At 58.0% G+C, this 16,755-nt stretch carries 13 protein-coding genes; 6 read left to right on the top strand and 7 right to left on the bottom strand.

Going from position 1 to position 16,755, the window contains the following annotated elements; genetic code table 11:
* Positions 1 to 34: 34 nt before the first annotated feature.
* A complete protein-coding gene (locus tag Mal65_RS14480) occupies positions 35 to 865 on the bottom strand; it encodes an enoyl-ACP reductase FabI (protein WP_231131137.1) in 831 nt (276 codons plus the stop codon).
* A complete protein-coding gene (locus tag Mal65_RS14475) occupies positions 858 to 1,325 on the bottom strand; it encodes a 3-hydroxyacyl-ACP dehydratase FabZ family protein (RefSeq protein ID WP_145298901.1) in 468 nt (155 codons plus the stop codon). The genes Mal65_RS14480 and Mal65_RS14475 overlap by 8 nt, the downstream gene beginning before the upstream one ends.
* A 105-nt stretch (positions 1,326 to 1,430) precedes the next feature.
* Here Mal65_RS14475 and Mal65_RS14470 point away from each other — a divergent pair, with 105 nt between their 5' ends.
* On the top strand, positions 1,431 to 2,696 hold the full coding sequence (locus Mal65_RS14470) for a nickel-dependent putative hexonate epimerase (RefSeq protein WP_145298899.1): 1,266 nt from the start codon (positions 1,431 to 1,433) through the stop codon (positions 2,694 to 2,696).
* 37 nt (positions 2,697 to 2,733) lie between these two features.
* Here Mal65_RS14470 and Mal65_RS14465 read toward each other — a convergent pair whose 3' ends face one another.
* Positions 2,734 to 3,333: a hypothetical protein gene (locus tag Mal65_RS14465; RefSeq protein ID WP_196784168.1), complete on the bottom strand. Its 600-nt coding sequence runs from the start codon at positions 3,331 to 3,333 to the stop codon at positions 2,734 to 2,736.
* A 53-nt stretch (positions 3,334 to 3,386) separates the two neighbouring features.
* Here Mal65_RS14465 and Mal65_RS26520 point away from each other — a divergent pair, with 53 nt between their 5' ends.
* Together Mal65_RS26520 and aroB are read left to right on the top strand one after the other, a co-directional pair.
* Positions 3,387 to 3,530 carry a hypothetical protein gene (locus Mal65_RS26520; protein WP_165701280.1) on the top strand — a complete coding sequence of 48 codons (144 nt, stop codon included), beginning with the start codon at positions 3,387 to 3,389 and terminating at the stop codon, positions 3,528 to 3,530.
* Positions 3,531 to 3,573: 43 nt separating this feature from the next.
* Positions 3,574 to 4,737 (top strand): 3-dehydroquinate synthase, encoded by a 1,164-nt coding sequence (aroB, locus tag Mal65_RS14460; RefSeq protein ID WP_145298897.1) that lies wholly within the window; start codon positions 3,574 to 3,576, stop codon positions 4,735 to 4,737.
* A gap of 69 nt (positions 4,738 to 4,806) precedes the next feature.
* On the opposite strand, the gene Mal65_RS14455 is transcribed toward aroB, so the two are convergent.
* From Mal65_RS14455 to Mal65_RS14440, 4 genes are all read right to left on the bottom strand, one after another.
* Positions 4,807 to 5,919: a CPBP family intramembrane glutamic endopeptidase gene (locus tag Mal65_RS14455; protein ID WP_165701279.1), complete on the bottom strand. Its 1,113-nt coding sequence runs from the start codon at positions 5,917 to 5,919 to the stop codon at positions 4,807 to 4,809.
* The gene (gene pgsA / locus Mal65_RS14450) at positions 5,919 to 6,521 is read right to left on the bottom strand and encodes a CDP-diacylglycerol--glycerol-3-phosphate 3-phosphatidyltransferase (RefSeq protein ID WP_145304925.1); all 603 of its coding nucleotides are present in this window, start codon (positions 6,519 to 6,521) and stop codon (positions 5,919 to 5,921) included. Before pgsA ends, Mal65_RS14455 begins: the two co-directional genes overlap by 1 nt.
* Positions 6,522 to 6,725: 204 nt before the next feature.
* Positions 6,726 to 8,276 (bottom strand): sialate O-acetylesterase, encoded by a 1,551-nt coding sequence (locus Mal65_RS14445; RefSeq protein ID WP_196784167.1) that lies wholly within the window; start codon positions 8,274 to 8,276, stop codon positions 6,726 to 6,728.
* 354 nt (positions 8,277 to 8,630) lie between these two features.
* The gene (locus Mal65_RS14440; protein ID WP_145298892.1) at positions 8,631 to 9,752 is read right to left on the bottom strand and encodes an EAL domain-containing protein; all 1,122 of its coding nucleotides are present in this window, start codon (positions 9,750 to 9,752) and stop codon (positions 8,631 to 8,633) included.
* 275 nt (positions 9,753 to 10,027) lie between these two features.
* Between Mal65_RS14440 and Mal65_RS14435 the strand changes: the two genes are divergently transcribed.
* The 3 genes from Mal65_RS14435 (at position 10,028) to Mal65_RS14425 (ending at position 16,753) form a co-directional block, all read left to right on the top strand.
* Positions 10,028 to 11,311, top strand: coding sequence for a DUF8689 domain-containing protein (locus tag Mal65_RS14435; protein WP_145304923.1), 1,284 nt, complete (start codon positions 10,028 to 10,030; stop codon positions 11,309 to 11,311).
* A 55-nt stretch (positions 11,312 to 11,366) separates the two neighbouring features.
* The gene (locus Mal65_RS14430) at positions 11,367 to 14,618 is read left to right on the top strand and encodes a protein kinase domain-containing protein (RefSeq protein WP_145298889.1); all 3,252 of its coding nucleotides are present in this window, start codon (positions 11,367 to 11,369) and stop codon (positions 14,616 to 14,618) included.
* Positions 14,619 to 15,001: 383 nt separating this feature from the next.
* Positions 15,002 to 16,753 carry a DoxX family protein gene (locus Mal65_RS14425; protein WP_145298886.1) on the top strand — a complete coding sequence of 584 codons (1,752 nt, stop codon included), beginning with the start codon at positions 15,002 to 15,004 and terminating at the stop codon, positions 16,751 to 16,753.
* Positions 16,754 to 16,755: the final 2 nt, after the last annotated feature.

Here is a 16,755-nt window from a genome sequence, read left to right as displayed (position 1 = left end):
ACGCGGGGAAAGCAATGATGGGGGCGGGCGATCGTCAGGCCGTGGTGTCGGCGTCGGTCACGGCTTGGACAACGGCGGCATCAAAATAGTTGATTGACATTCCGGCGTCGACGACGATCGACTGGGCCGTGATGCCGCTGCTGCGGGGGCTGATCAGAAACGTTGCGGTCGCGGCGACTTCATCGGTCGTGACGGCTTCGCCACGCGGGATGACCTTTTCGGCATACAAGTACGAATCGACATAACCCGGAATGCCCGCCGATGCGCTGGTCTTCAGCAGCCCCGCGGCGACCGCGTTAAAGCGGACATGGCTGAATTTGCTGAACGACTTGGTCAGGAACGCCAGCGATGATTCCAAGGCGGCTTTGATCGGCGCCATGAAGCCATAACTTTCGCTGGCCATCCGTGTCGTGCTGATGCCGATCGTGACCACCGACGCGTCATTGCAGAAACGATCACGCAGCGCGTTGCACACCGCCACCAACGAAAAAGCGGAAATGTCCATCGCTTGCAAGAATTGTCGCCGCGTCGTTTCGTGAAACGGCTTCATCCCGTCGCTGTAATCGGCAAACGCGATCGAATGAACCAACCCGTCCAAACGGACATCGGCATCGGCCAATTGCCGTGCCAGGTTGTCGATTTCGTCTTGTGATTCCACGTCGCACACAAACACGTCTTGGCCCGAAAGCAATTTTGCCAGGCTTTCCTTGCGTGCTTCGCTGCGTACCGAATAGATCACACGAGCGCCGGCCTGTTTCAACTGCAACGCGACGCGATACGCGACGCTTTTCTTGTTGGCGACACCCATCACCAACACTGTCTTGCCGGATAGACCCAGATAGTCTTGTACAGGTTCGTCAGACACCGGATTCCTTTTTCGGTGCGGCCGAATTTGATTCCCGTGGCGTGGTCACGCTGCAGGCGAAGTCCAAGCGTGCGGTGGTTTTGCCGTCGATCGTCATCTTGCCGGTCAAAAAGAACGCATTGGACAATTGTTCTTTCAGGGTGACTTCGATCTGCACGGTGTCGCCGGGACGCACCATGTTTTTGAATTTGACGTTGTCCATCCGCGTCGCCACGGGAATCACGTCGTCGCCTTCGGGGGTGAATTTCTGCAGCAGGATCGCGCCGGCTTGCAGACAACATTCGCACTGAATCACGCCCGGCACCAGCGGATAGCCGGGGAAATGGCCTTGGACAAACGATTCGTCGTCGCGGAACGTCTTTCGACAGACGATCCGCTTGTCATCTTCGCTGACGATTTCGTCGACCAGCCGCATCGGGGCGCGGTGCGGAATACGATTTTCAATCTCTTGGACACTCATCGCGTCATGATGGAAACGCCTCCCGGGCTTCGTCAAGACGGCGACCCGGTCTAGACTGGACCGGCGCCCCGACCAACGTTCATCCCCGACACGAATCTTTCACGCATGACCACTCATTTCGCCACCGGATCACCGACGACATCGTTGACAAGCGACGACCTGCGTCAGGCATTGCAGGAGGTTTTCCAGGCGATCGGCAAGCCGAAAAAGGCGTTGTTGTTGCCGCCCGATGCGACGCGAATGTTCAGCCGCGCCGGGGAAATCACCGCGTTGTGTCACGATTTGATGGGGGACGGCATCGCCGACATCATGCCGGCCTTGGGCACGCACAGCGCGATGAAGGATGAACAGTTGGCCGAAATGTTTCCCGGCGTTCCGCTGGACCTGTTCCGCGTGCACCGTTGGCGAAGCGACGTGCGAACCTTGGGGGAAGTCCCGGCCGACTTTGTTTCCGAGGTCACCGAAGGCGTCTACCAGAAGCCTTGGCCCGCACAGGTCAACCAGATGTTGGTCGACGGCGGACACGATCTGATCTTTTCGATCGGGCAAGTCGTTCCGCACGAAGTGATCGGGATGGCCAATTACAACAAGAACGTCTTTGTCGGCACCGGCGGCGTCACGGGGATCAACGAAAGTCACTACTTGAGCGCGGTGTACGGCATTGAACGCACGTTGGGCCAAGCCAAAACGCCGCTTCGGCAGATCTTGAACTACGCCCAAGATCACTTCTGTGCCGACATGCCCCTGTTGTACGCCTTGACGGTGGTCCAGCAGATGAAGGACGGATCGCTGCACACCCGTGGGCTGTACATCGGCGACGATCACGAAACGTTTTACGAAGCGGCCGAATTGGCGCGACAAGTCAACATCACGCACTTGGACGAAGCCCCCAAGCACGTGGTGGCCTACCTGGATCCGAAAGAGTTCAAAAGCACTTGGCTGGGCAACAAGTCGATCTATCGGACACGACTTGCCATCGCCGACGGTGGTCGATTGACCGTGCTAGGACCGGCGGTCGAAGAGTTCGGCGAAGACCCTGCGATCGACCAACTGATCCGTCGCTATGGGTATCGTCCCAAGGAAGATGTCTTGCGGATGGTTGCCGAGAACGAAGACTTGGCGGGTGATCCGTCTGCAGCGGCTCACCTGATTCATGGGTCGCCCGAGAATCGATTCGAAGTCGTGTATGCAGCGGGCAAGTTGACCGACGAAGAAATTCGCGGTGTCGGGTACACGCCGGGCGACTTGGACGCGCTGATGAAGCGATACAACAACGGTCAAATGGAAGACGGCTGGCACGACGACGTCGACGGCAGCCGATTCTATTTCATTCAAAACCCGGCGTTGGGTCTGTGGAGTGCTCCACGCTGATTTCATCAGCGTTCCGATCGAACCGCGATCTGTGTCGTTATGGATCGCGTTGATCGGTGGTTTGTTGGGACACGTCTTTCATCATCTTCAGCTGAAATTCCAACGCCGACTGGACGCGTGGCTTCACCCGGACTCGTTGCCGACCGTCGCCGGTACCGATCCAGCCCTCCGACAGTTCCATCGGAATCGTCGTCTTGTCGACTCGGCGACCGATGGGATCGGAAAACTGTAACGTCATGTGGATCGCGTCGTCGCCGGAAATGTCCGCGACGGATCCATCGGTGACGGTGTCCCACTGATAGTGCCGTTCGTCCAACAAGGCGCGTCGCAAGTGCCCCAGCCCCGGCGTCGCGGTCAACTTGACAGGTTCAAAATCGGCATCCGGTCCTGGTAACAGTTGGACTTGGTCGGCCAACTGAACCGCCGTGATCCACGGGGCGCCAAAAAATTGCCGAGTCCGCTCCAGACGCGTTCGCCGAGCATAAATGCTGGCGAATGCAAAAACGATTGCGAACACGATCACACCGACACCGATCCAAATGCCTCGACGCGTGATTCGTATGGGCGCCGCGGCGTGCGGATCGATCGTTTGAGGTGTGTCGGCCGCGGCTGGCATGGCGGTGTCGGTTGCGTTCATCGGCGAACGTCGATCATCGGTTTGGAGAAACGCGGACAGAACAAGTGTCAATCATGGGCGACATCCCGCGGACGATCGACGCCGGCGGTGGCACACAGCATGAACGATTGACCGCAGCGGTACAGGGCGGGTTCACGGCCGATCGCATCGGGCTAAGCTTTGGTTTTGCGACACCGGATCGACCCCGCGGTCTGTGAACCAGTGGATTCCGGCTGAACCCAACCTTGGTGATTCACTTTCATGGTATCCAACCCCCAAGCCCCCACGACAGACGAATCGTCGAATCGGACCGTCACGGTGCCCTTGGGTGACCGCAGCTATCCGATCCGAATCACGTCAGCTTGCATCTGCGGCCAAGAAGGCCGTGGTGCCGACGTGGGCTTTTTGACGGAAGCTGCTGCCGATGTGACGCACTGGGTGTTGATCGTCGACGAAGCGGTTTCGAATCGCTGGGCCACGCCGATCGCCAAGGCTTTGGACTCGATCGGTGATACCGTCCGCGTGAACGTCATCGAAGTCCCCTCCGGCGAAACCAGCAAATCGGTGGAATCGATCGGTGGGATCTGGAACCAAATGCTGAACCTGGGCACGGATCGTCGCAGCGTCGTCGTCGCCGTCGGCGGCGGTGTGGTCGGTGACTTGGCCGGGTTCGCCGCGGCCACGTTTGCCCGTGGGGTGCGATTTGTTCAAGTCCCCACGACGTTGCTGGCCATGGTCGACAGCAGTGTTGGTGGCAAAACCGGCATCAATTTGCCCGGTGCGAAAAACATGGTCGGCGCGTTCTGGCAACCCGAAGCGGTTTGGATCGATACCGATGTTTTGGCGACGCTGCCGGATCGTACCTATCGCAGCGGCCTCGGCGAAGTGGTGAAGTACGGCGTGATCGATGACGCGAAGTTCTTTGATTGGCTGGTGGACAATGCGGATGGGTTGGTTCGGCGGGATGCCGACGCGCTGCGTTATGCGATTGCCGCCAGTTGTGAATCCAAGGCCCGCGTGGTGGGCGCCGATGAACGCGAAACATCGGGCCGTCGTGCGATTCTGAATTACGGACACACCTTCGCCCACGCGATCGAAGCCACCACGGGTTACGGGACTTGGCTGCACGGCGAAGCGGTCGCGATCGGAATGCAGATGGCCGCAAGGTTGGCGATCCGAATCGGCATGTGTGATGCGGACTTATTGAAACGCCAAAGCGATTTGCTGGCCGCTTGCCAGTTGCCCACCACCATGGACACCGCTGACATCGATGCGATGTTGACGGTGATGCAGCGTGACAAGAAAGTCGCTCACGGCAAGCTTCGCTTTATCTTGCCCAGCCGCATCGGTCACGTGGACTTGGTCAGCGACATCGATCGCAACGACGTGATCGCATCGATCGAACAGACCATCGGCAAGGCTTAGCCGCCAAAGTCGCCTTTCGCTCCTGCGAAAGCAGCGTCCGAACCGCAACCGTTGCGATTCAAACGTCGATTAGGCTTCGGTCATCAACGTGACGAAGGTCACGATCATCGTCAGACTATTCAACACCATGTGCACGACGATCGACGCGGTGATGTTGCCCGTCTGGCGGTACAGATACCCCAGCGCCAGTGACAAAAAGAATAACGGCACCGGTGCCAAGCCTTGGCCAAAGTGCAGTAAGGCGAAAAACAGACTGGTCACCACGATCGGCCAATCGGCCGGACGAAACCCACCCGCGTCGGCCGGCGGCGGTGGTGGTTCCGGTCGTCCGGGGATCGGTTGATAAACCCACTGGACGGGATTGGTCGACGTCGGATTGGTCGATTCGGGGGCATGCGACGCGGCTTGGGCGGATTCAATTCCGGCGTAGGCATCGGTCGATGGCGTGTCGGTGTCGGTCGGGGGCGTCGGGGTGGATTCGGCCGTCGCGTTGTTCGAATCCGCCTGGCCGTCTTCGTGCCAGGGGCGCACTTTCCCGGCGTCGGCCAGGCCCTGCAGCGAACCTTGCAGAACGACACGCACGGAAAACTCTTCGACGATCGGCGTCAAGATCGCGGTGACAAAGAACAGCTTCAAAAAGCTGGCAACCGACAGTTGCTTTTCCATCACGTCCAAGACTTCGTGTTCGTACGGCACCAGCCAACTGACAGCCGCCATCAAGATCATCAGCGGCGGCAACACCAGCACCGAAGCAATCAATCCCAGCCGGACACCCGACCAGGTCGGACGCAGACCCACGACGCCGAAACGCTGGGGAGCCATCACATAGATGTAAACGCCGGTCAGTAAACAAGACACCAAAAACACGGTCGCGCCGATCATCAATTCTGCCGAACGCTGGGGTGCGGCCGACGATGACGAGGTTCCACTTTCCGGCCAATCCACCAAGCCAACCGAGGCAAACGCCAGTCGAACCAACGGCCCGGCGACCAGGAACAGCCCCATCAACACCAAGAAGGTCAGCGGCGACCAGTGCGGTAGCGGTCGCGGACGATACGGCAACAACGCCGACAAGCGGCCGGACGTGATGCGACGTTTCAACAGAGTGATCCAGGCGATCAGGCTGGCGGGAAACAACGCCAACAACAGTCCGCCCAACAACGTTTGGACGACCGATCCCATCAAACGGCATCCTTCGGTGGCGTCGACGCGTCGGGTGTATCTTGCATCATCTTTGCCGCGGCCCAGGCGTAGTCGTATCCGGAATAGACCGTCAATCCAACGGCGGCCCACAGCAGACCCAACGATGTCCATTTCAGCCATGCCGCCGCCGGCTGTGCGATCAGCGTTAGCAAGACGGCGACGACGGCGGCACACTGCAACACCATCTTCCATTTGCCGAGTGACTTGGCGGAAAAATCGCCGCCCGATCCTTCGATCATGCCACGCAAACTGGTCACCAGCAATTCACGAGCGACGACAACGATTGCCATCCAAGCGGCCACGCCGCTGTCACGAACCTCTACCAACGCGATGAAACTGCCACAGATGATGATCTTGTCCACGAACGGGTCAAAGATCCGGCCCAGCTTTGTGACTTGGCCGTATTTCCGGGCCCAATAACCGTCGATCCAGTCCGTCGAAACGGCAACCAGGAACACGATCAACGCGGAGACGTACATCGCCAACGGAATCAACGCCATGACCGCGATTGCCAGAATAAGGCGGATCGAGGTCAGCAGATTGGGGACGTTGTAAATCGACTTGGACGTTTCTGCGGGCATGCCCCAAGTAATAGCAGAAAACCGTGCGTCGCGGAAACCGACTGACCAAACCACGACCGAGATCGATCTTTTCGCCCAGGTTTCCGATCCAGCTTTGGCGAAACACGAGCCATCAACGACCCAGGCCGGGCAAATCGACATGGATTCACCCGGCCTGGTGTTTGCAGCAAGATGCAGATAGCAGCGATCAAACGGCGTGTCGTTTTACGGAGCGGTTCTGCCGGCGGTCACGCCGGGAAAATCGTCGCTGCGGAACGGAGTCAGCGGCAAACCGTCGGCCGATTGAACGTTGCAAATCGGATTGTCGGCCCAAGCGTAGCGGACCGCGACCGGATCGCTGATCTCGGGACTGGACACGACCACCGTGTCTTTGGTGCCCGGCATCAACTTGGCTTCGGCGTGGACGAATTTTTTGTCGTCACCGGCGATCGTGAATCCGATCATTTCGCGAACGTCAAACGTGTCCAAACCACGACCGGTGTGGCTGAACTTGACGATCGCTTTGTCGCCGTCAAATTCCACCGAATCGAATCGGGGACTTTGATAAGGCACATCGATGCCGTAATCCTTGGCCAGCGCCCAGCGGGCCAAACGCTTGGCGACGTCCTGCTTGTTCTTGGGGTGAATATCGGACGCTTCACCCAAGTCGATGATGACGGCTTGTCCGGTGTTGGACAGCTTGTCCATCGTCATCGTTTGAGCTTCACGCAGTTCCGCCCAATCGCTTTCGGCCGGTTGGTCGACTTCGGCACGGTAATCGGCCAATTGGACCCAATAGAACGGGAATTCGCCTTGGCCCCATTCATCACGCCAAGATTGAATCATCAGCGGGAACAGGTTGCGGTACTGGTACGCGCGACTGGAATTGGATTCTCCTTGGTACCAGATTGCACCGCGGATGGAGTATCCGATCGTGGGTTTCAGCACGCCGTTGTAAATGTTGGCCGGACGGTGGTTGCCCGACATCGCATCGCGCGGCGCACGCGGTGCATTGCCTTTGCGACCGCCATCGATCCACGCCTGGCGCCGCTCCTCATAGGCCTTTTTCATTTTCGCAAAGTCATAGTTACTGGCCAGTTCGTCCCAGTGGTTCAGCAAGTCTTCGTACTCACCGGCCTTCTCCAATCGCTGGCGGCTGATCCATGCTTCCGCGGCTGATCCGCCCCAAGCGTTGTCGATCAAACCGATCGGCACGTCGAGGGTCTGGTGCAGTTGACGTCCAAAGAAATATCCGACCGCCGAAAAATCCTTGACGGTGTCGGGCGAACACACCGACCACTGACCATTGAAGTCGTTTTGCGGTTCTTGGGTGCCGACTTGGGGAACGCTGATCAAACGAATTTGGGGATAGTTCGCTGACAACGATTCCAAGTCCGCATCGTTGGCACTTTGCACGGCCCAAGCCATGTTGGACTGGCCGCTGCAGATCCAGACTTCGCCCACCAAGACATCCGAAATCGTCTTGGTGTCGTTGCCCGACTGGATGACCAATTCGTGCGGGCCGCCGGCGGGCAGCGCCGCCAGTTCCATTTCAAAACGGCCATCGCTTCCGGCCGTGGCCTCGGCATCGTGTCCGCCAAGTGAAGCCGTCACCTCGGCGCCGGCGTCGGTCCAGCCCCAAACGCGGACGGGCCTGTCACGCTGGACGACCATGTGGTCGGTGAACAAAGAACAAACGGAAATCTCGGCCGACGCCGAAACGGTTGTGACCAACAACGGCAACAACATCAACCAACGAGTCGGGAAACTCAACATGAGTGATACACCTGCACAGCAATGAATGGGGATCGGGAGGGAGAATCAGGTAGGGCAGTGGCGGTTGATAGAAGTCGGGCGAAGCGAACCGGGCGATGCCGGTCGACCACCCAGGTAAGGATCGCCCGCGAAGGGGCTGGCCCCGCACAGGACCGCCTGCCTGCATTGAGGGCAGTGACATTCTAACCGCTGGATGATGCCTGTTGGTGTTGTCATCCAACCAAGCGATGGCCGCCCATTATCCTGGCCCGGCCCGGTCACCCGAAAGATGGGAACCGATGAAGAGGGAACCGTTGATTCCCGTGAAAGAATGAGCCCGATCGAAAAGAAACCGACTCGGGCGATGGTCGTCGTTTAGGCGGGCGATGGTCGGCCAAAGTGATAGCCTTGGGCCAATTCAAACCCGATCTCGCGACACGCCTGGGCTTCCTCAGGCGTTTCAATGCCTTCGGCCAGGGCGCGAATGTCCAGGTCTTGGACCATGGTGACCAGCGACTGCAGCATCTTGAATCGGTTATCGTCCGCCGAATCGATGCCGCGGATCAGCGAGATGTCGAACTTCACCACTTCCGGACGTGCTTCGATCAGTTCCGCCAGTCTGGCCTGACCTGCGCCGAAGTCGTCATAGGCCAATTGGATTCCCAAGTCCTTCATGGTGGCATGCAAGTGTTGCATGGCCGCGGGATTGGTGACCGCCGCTTCGTGAATCTCAAGCACCAGGTTCATGTCGCCCGCCATTTCACGAACCGCGGGCAGCGAAGCGATCAGTGCTTCGATGTTGTCCAGTTCTTTCGGGTGCGTGTTGACGTACAGCGTTGGATCGTCGGGAATGTCGCGTCCGATTCGCAGCCCTTCCCAGCGAAGCAAACGGCTCAGTTCCACTTCCAGATTCAATTGCTCCGCCGCGCGGAACATCGCGCCGACCGATTCCAATCCAAACACGCTGCCGCGTCCCAGGACTTCGAAACCGACCTGGTCGTCTTCCTGCAGTTTGACGATCGGTTGAAAATGCGGACGAACCAAACGCTGACTCATCAGCCGATCAAACTGCACCAAGGCCAGAGCTTGGTCGCAAACGTTTTCACTGATTGTTCCGGCGGTCACACCGGTCGGTGACTGACGCCGAATGCGAAATGGCGCTTCGGCAAAGTGAACCAGGTCTTCGTCTTTCAGCTGGGTTTCCAATCCGGATTCCAGCCGTTTGCCGTTCAGATAGGTTCCGTTGGTGCTGCCCAGATCCCGAACCATCAAACGCCCATCGACCACCGACAGCGATGCGTGGTTTCCGCTGACCGTCCGAAATTGCAGACGAAGCGCGGTGCCGGCCTTTCGGCCGATCACAAACGGATCGTCGTCGATCGCGATATGACGGACTGAATCGCCGACGCTGGTGGGTCCGCAAAGGAACCAGACGTCGTCGATGCAAGCTGTGCTTTGGCACAGTCGATCAAACGCGGCATTGTGAACGGATGACATAGTGACGGTTATTGCAAATGCGTATTGGGCCAACCCAGGGGGCACGTGAGGGGGTTCGATAACGAACCGGCGGGTGACCACATCGCTGAATCCTAGGTTGCAGTTTGTGGACAAGCGTCAATCGGAAAGAATTTCTTGCGACTTGGATTCGCGAGCTAGCTTTCACCGATAGCCCGCGTTGCGCCCTCGTCGGCGCGACGCCAAACAAGCCGCACATTCGCTACAAACCCAACGATCCTGTGCTAGTCCAAGAAACGCAATCGTTCGAGCCGTCGATGCTGGGCAGTCTGCTCTGCGACGACACCTTTTGGCCCGCCGAACCGACCAGCCTGGCCGAAACCGGGTTGTCCGAAAGCTTTATCGAAGCGCTTGCGCTGAAAACGATCAACGTCGCCGGTACGGTCAGCGGTCGAAATACGGCCGAACGTATGGGATTGCCGTTTCGCATTGTCGAACCGCTGATGGATCTGTTGCGAACTCGCAAGCTGGTGGCGCACGTCCGACCGGCACCATTTAATGACTACTACTACTCGCTGACCGAACAGGGCCAAAAGCAAACGCAGGCTCATCTGCAGCACTGCAGCTATGTCGGCCCGGCGCCGGTGCCGCTGCAGGATTACTGTCTTAGTGTGGAAGCCCAGGCGGCCGGATTGGATCCAATCGATCGCGATCAATTGGCCGCCGCGATGGCGGACATTTCTTACCAAAACAGTTTGTTGGATCAGTTGGGTCCGGCGGTCAACAGCAACACCGGTCTGTTCTTGTATGGACCTCCCGGCAACGGGAAAACGACGATTGCACGGTCGTTGACCGGATGTCTTGGGCAAGAGATCTGGATCCCCCATGCGATCCTGGATGACGGCAACCTGATCAAACTGCAAGACGACGCTTTCCATCGCGAAGCCCCCGTACCCGAAGGCAACGGGCAGATTTTAAAGGCGGACGAATGGGACCGGCGTTGGATGCGAATCCAGCGGCCGACCGTTGTGGTCGGCGGTGAATTGGTGATGGACAACCTGGAAGTCCGGCATGATCCCCGTTCGAACATTTGCGAAGCGCCGCTGCAGATGAAAAGCAACTGTGGGTGTCTGTTGATCGACGACTTTGGACGACAACGGATTGCACCGGAGGAATTATTGAATCGCTGGATCGTTCCGCTGGAAAACAAGTGTGACTACTTGACCCTGCCGACGGGAAAGAAGATTCAAATCCCGTTCGAACAGCTGATCATCTTTTCGACCAACATCAATCCCGACGATCTGGTCGACGAAGCATTCTTGCGTCGCGTTCCTTACAAGATTTTTGTGGACAACCCGTCGCCGCAAGAACTGCGGATCTTGATGAAAACCGTCGCCTCACGGTTGGGCTTCCCCGAAACTCCGGAAGCCGCCGAGTATTTGCTGGAATACTACAAACGCAGCAGCCGGCCGCTGCGTCGATGTCACCCCCGCGATTTGTTGACACAAGTCGCCAATTTCTGTCGTTATCGAAAGATTCCGCTGACGCTGCGTCCGGAATACTTGGACCAGGCCTGCAAGAGCTACTTCAGCGAACTGTAGTCGATCACCTCGATCGGTGAATGTTCATCCCCGTTTTCTATTTCAAGTCGCTCTCATGACCAAGACTGCAGATTCCACTCGTTTGATCGCTCCCGGATACGAGCCGTTTTCGGGCTACGTCCTGGAAGAGAAGATCGGCGAAGGCGGCTTCGGCGAAGTCTGGCGTGCCGATGCGCCTGGGGGAATCAAGAAGGCCGTCAAGTTTGTGTTCGGTGCCACGGACGAAAACCGTGGTTCACGCGAACTGAAGTCGTTGGAACGAATCAAAGGCGTCCATCATCCGTTCCTGTTGACGCTGGACCGGTTCGGCATTGTCAACGATCAATTGGTCATTGTGACGGAACTGGCCGATGGATCCTTGGAAGAAGTGTTCAAGCGGCACTGTGATCGGGGATCCTGTGGGATTCCGCGGAAAGCACTGTTGGCCTATTTGCACGATGCGGCCGATGCGCTGGATTACCTGCACAGCAAGTACCAACTGCAACACTTGGACATCAAACCGGGCAACCTGCTGTTGGTCGGCGGTCACGTCAAAGTCGCCGACTTTGGATTGTTGAAAGACTTGCGAGAGGCGGATTGCAGCATCGTGGGCGGTCTGACGCCGACGTACGCGCCGCCGGAGGTGTTTGACGGCCGCCCCAGCCTGCACAGCGATCAATACAGTCTTGGGGTGATGTATCAAGAATTGTTGACCGGGTCGCGGCCGTTCAATGGACGGACGATCGCACAGCTGGCAACGCAGCACGTGCATGGTTCGCCAAACCTGAATGCCTTGCCGGCCTGTGATCAACCGATCGTGGCCCGGGCTTTGGAAAAGGATCCCACGCGACGTTTCGAATCGTGTGCCGATTTCGTCGATGCGCTACGCCACGTGCAAAGTCGTGCGGCGACAGCGAGCGGCATGCCCGCGAAAGCAAGTTCGGCCCAAACCGATCCGTTGTCCTTCGGGCAAAATCAACCGGCTAGCGTTCAAGATTTGCCGCAATTGGATTCCAAGGTTCGGTCGATCTCCGGTCGAATCACCAGCCATACGTTGGTCGTTGCGCTGGGAGGCACCGGAGCAAGCTGTCTGCATGATTTGCGGTCGCGTATTGCCAAACTATATTCCGCCAGCCCGATGGATTTGCATTCGGTATTGATCGATACCGATGCCGCGACGATCCAAGCCACGAAGTTGGCGGAGATTTCCGATCTGATTCCGCAATGCCATCTGGTGCACACACCGTTGAAGTCCGCGATGGACTATCGGCGCGAACAGCACCAACGATTTGGTTCCATTTCGCGGCGCTGGATTTACAACGTTCCCCGAAACGGACGAACCGAAGGCATGCGTCCGTTGGGGCGTCTGGCGCTGGTCGATCACGGCGAAACGATTCGTCGGACATTGGTCGAAGCGATCGATCACTTGGCCGCGGTCTGTGGCGAGCGCATTCCGATGGTCTACGTGATTGGATCGGTGTCCGGTGGGACCGGAGGCGGCATGTACTTGGATGTGGTTCATCTGCTGCGCAATCTGCTGGATCAAGCCGGTTTGGAAAACAGCAAAATTGTTTCCTTGCTGTCGGCCGCAGCGATGCGCGGTAACCCCGCCAATCCGTTGCTGCTGCATGACACCCAGGCGACGTTGCAAGAAATGCAACACTTCATGAAGCCGGGCAACAGCTATCCCGGTGATGCGGGGGCGGGATTCGAAAGCCTGCCGGCCGCTCGATCACCGCTAAGCGACGCTTATGTCATCACCGGACCGGCGGACGAAGCGGAAGGGATCGATCCTCGTGAAACGATCGTCAACTACCTTTGGGCCGCTGCCAACGGCGCGCACGATTTGTTGGAAGCCGCCCGCCGGGGAACCGAAGACGCCACTGCGGGGATGCCCGCGACACATCTTCGATCAGTCGGCGCGGTCCGACTGGGGACGGTGCGGGCATTGGAGGAAAAGTTGCTTGCGCCCGCTTTGATTCGGCACTTGCTGTTGTCATGGCTGGGGCGACCCGGTGAAGCAAAGCAACTTGCAAAGCCGGTGATCGACCGATTGATCAAACGAAGCGAGATGACACGCGAAGCGATCCGCAATGCCATGCTGGGCATGTATCGCGCCGATGATGATTCGCGCCGGGAATGGCTGATGAGCTTGATTCGCCGGTTGCCAGAGGAAGCATTGCAGTCGGACCAAGCTATCAGAAACTTTTTGGAACCCAGCATTTCCGATGCGACGATTCCCAACGCGGTGTCTCGGTTGGTCGCCAGCTATGTCGTTGCGATCTCTCGTGAGTTCATGGTCCGATTGCACGACCGACGACTGGACATCACTTCGGCGATCGAAGTCACCGCCCGATTGATCGACCGGTGCAATGAGTTGGCCCAAACGGAATCGACCAATGATTCGATGCTGAAGGCCGCTGATGCGATCGATGGCGGTCTGTCCGGAAACGACCCGATCACCGAACGGGTGAACATGGCTTGCGAAATCGGTCGCCATGTCATGTCCATGAAAGCGGAATCGTTGACCAACCAGTTCTTCGTCGAACTGGCAAGCCAATTGCAGACGATGCGGAACAGGCTGGATGGCCGCGCGGTGTTGATCGCCGAAGGAATCCAAGCCACATCGACCGACGGAAAAGCCGACGCGAACGCCTGGTCGGAAATGCCGCGTGAACTGCAGGTGCGATTCGAGCCGCTGTTGGCGGAACTGCACGAGTCGATGGTCGACCAAACGTTGTTGGCAATGCTGCGATCAAACCAACCCGGAATGAATGCCGATACGTTGGTGTCTACACTTTCCGATGCCGCATTGCCCTTGGTCAAAAATGCGGTGGATGCCACCGAATCGGCTGCGGAAGAACAGACGCTGTCACCGGAGTTAAGCACAACCACGCCGGCAACGTTGGCTTTGTCACGAACGAGTTCTTTGCAAGATCAGGACGTGACCAGCGATTCGGATCTGGTGTCGCCGACGCTGACCGCCAGCTTTACCGCGCAGCAGTCGAATGTTTCCAAGGACGCGCAGGTTCGACCCGAGACGATGGTGGCAAAGGTCCGGCCCGGCTTGTTGGATTGTGGCGGGATGCAACGGCTGATGCTGTTGGTCGGCAGCGATGCGGAACTCCAACAACTTGAGAATCGCGTCAAGCAGGCTCACGAAGGCAGTCTGACGTCGGTGATCATTCTCGGCATCACGCCGATGTTGATTCACGAAGCGCAGCAGGTTCCGATGCAACGTGTCTTGGAACGTCTGGAAGTCGCCACGGGCGACCCGAGCGTCAGTAATCGCTTGCGAAGCCGCGCCGACGTGGACTGGAGCAACTGATCGGCGGTAAGTCGCTTCGGTGAATTTCACGATTGGCTGAAGTCGATATCAACGCAAAGTCGCAAGGACGCAAGGACGCAAGGACGCAAGGACGCGAAGACGCGAAGACGCAAGGACGCAAGGACGCAAGGACGCGAAGGGAAATCATCCGCGTCAGGTCAGTCCTCTTTGCGACTGTGCGTCATGGCGTCTCCGCGTCTATTTCTTTTCGCGACTCCAATTGCCCGGGTGATGATGATTCTCGCCATTCGTCCGCGACGGCGGGCGTATTGTCGCGGCGACATCTTCACCGCCGCTTTCGTGTCGCGGCGTGCGTTCGTCGCACCGATACTGTCTGGCATCGGTTTGGCATCATCGCGTGATGTCGGATCGGTCCCCGCCCCATGGAACGTTGGCATCAACAGGGCTGCGAAAGCCCACACTGGTCGGCGTTCCCGCCCGACCTCGGTATCCCAGGTGATGCGATGGCAATCGCTTCTGATCGAACCGCCCCGCCCTGCTGTCCGTCAGCCGCCGAACACGAGACGAATTCTGGCGCCCTGCCGGATCGACACGCGCCCAGCCGAACCGCGGCCGCACCACCCAATTGTTCGGCCGCTCAGCGTTGGATTTTCACGGCGCTCGGATTGATGGTCGGTTGGCACTTGGCCTATGAAGGCATTGCCAAATGGTTGACGCCGGGATGGACATCGGCCGGCTATCTGGAAACGGCTTCGGGACCGATGGCAGAGATGTGGCAGCGTTTGGCCCGGTCGTCCGATTGGGTCGCCTGGATCGATGGCTTGAACATCGCCGCATTGGTATTGATCGGACTGTGTTTAATGACCGGGTTCGCCCAGCGTTTGGCGGCGACCGTTGGCATGGTTTTGTTGTTGACGTATTACTCTGTCCGTCCACCGTGGACCGCGACCGACGTCGGGTTTGCATCCGAAGGCCACTATTTGTTGATCAACAAAACCTTGGTTGAAGCGATGGTGTTGGGGCTGATCGCGGCGACGCCCACCTCGTGGACCTTTTCCATCTGGCGACTGGTGCGACAGTCGTTTGCGAAATACGCGGCCGGTGTCAGTGTTCCAGCCAGTGTTAATCATGATGCGCCCGCCGATTCGCCACAGCGGCGAACCATTGTCAAAAATCTGATATCGATTCCCGTGATCGGCACGATGGCGTTTGCAATTGCCAAACAGCACGGATGGCAAAGTCACGAAGAAGACGATTTGCGTCGACACGTCGATGGCAACAGTGAACCAACCGTGAAGGTGACTCAGGCGGCCGATCTGAGCCAGCTGAAAAGGCCCATCCCTGCCGGCAAGATCGGTGACATCGAAATCGGACGTATTATCTGCGGAGGCAACTTGATCAGCGGGTTCGCTCACAGTCGGGATCTGATCTATGTGTCGCAGTTTTTGAAGAATTACTTCACGTCCAACAAGGTTCTGGACACGTTCTGGTTGTGTGAACAATGCGGTATCAACACCACCGCGGTCAGCGCTCGGCCCGAACCGGTCGCCTTGCTTCAGGATTACTGGAAACGTGGCGGGACGATGAAATGGATCGCGCCGGTGTATCCGCAGGATGATGATTATCGCAGCAACATTGATTTCGCCATCGACAACGGTGCTTCGGCCGCCATGATCATGGGAAACGTGGGCGACCGCTGGGCACGTGCCGGCAAGTACGACTTGATGGCCAAGACGATCGACTACATCAAAAGTCGTGGGGTACCGGCGGGTTTGGCCGGGCATGAATTGGCAACCGTTCAGGACGCCGAACAGCATCGATGTGGCGCCGATTTTTATATGAAGACGCTGCACTGCCGCGATTATTGGTCGTGGAAGCCGGAACAGAAGAAAGACAAGTTGATCATCGACAATTACTCCGTCGACAACTACTGGGAACGCACGCCCGAAGAAACGATTCAGTACATGGAGAGCATCGACAAGCCATGGATCGCCTTCAAGACGTTGGCTGCGGGTGCGGTGCATCCAAAGAAAGGGTTCCGATACGCGTTTGAAAACGGCGCCGACTTCATCTGCGTGGGCATGTTCGATTACCAAATCATCGAAGACGCCAACATCCTGACCGCCGTCTTGGACGATCCGAAATTGAATCGTCGTCGTCGTTGGATCGCGTGATT

The organism is Crateriforma conspicua (assembly GCF_007752935.1).
Lineage (GTDB): Bacteria > Planctomycetota > Planctomycetia > Pirellulales > Pirellulaceae > Crateriforma > Crateriforma conspicua.
This window is presented reverse-complemented; position numbering and strand designations above follow the sequence as displayed.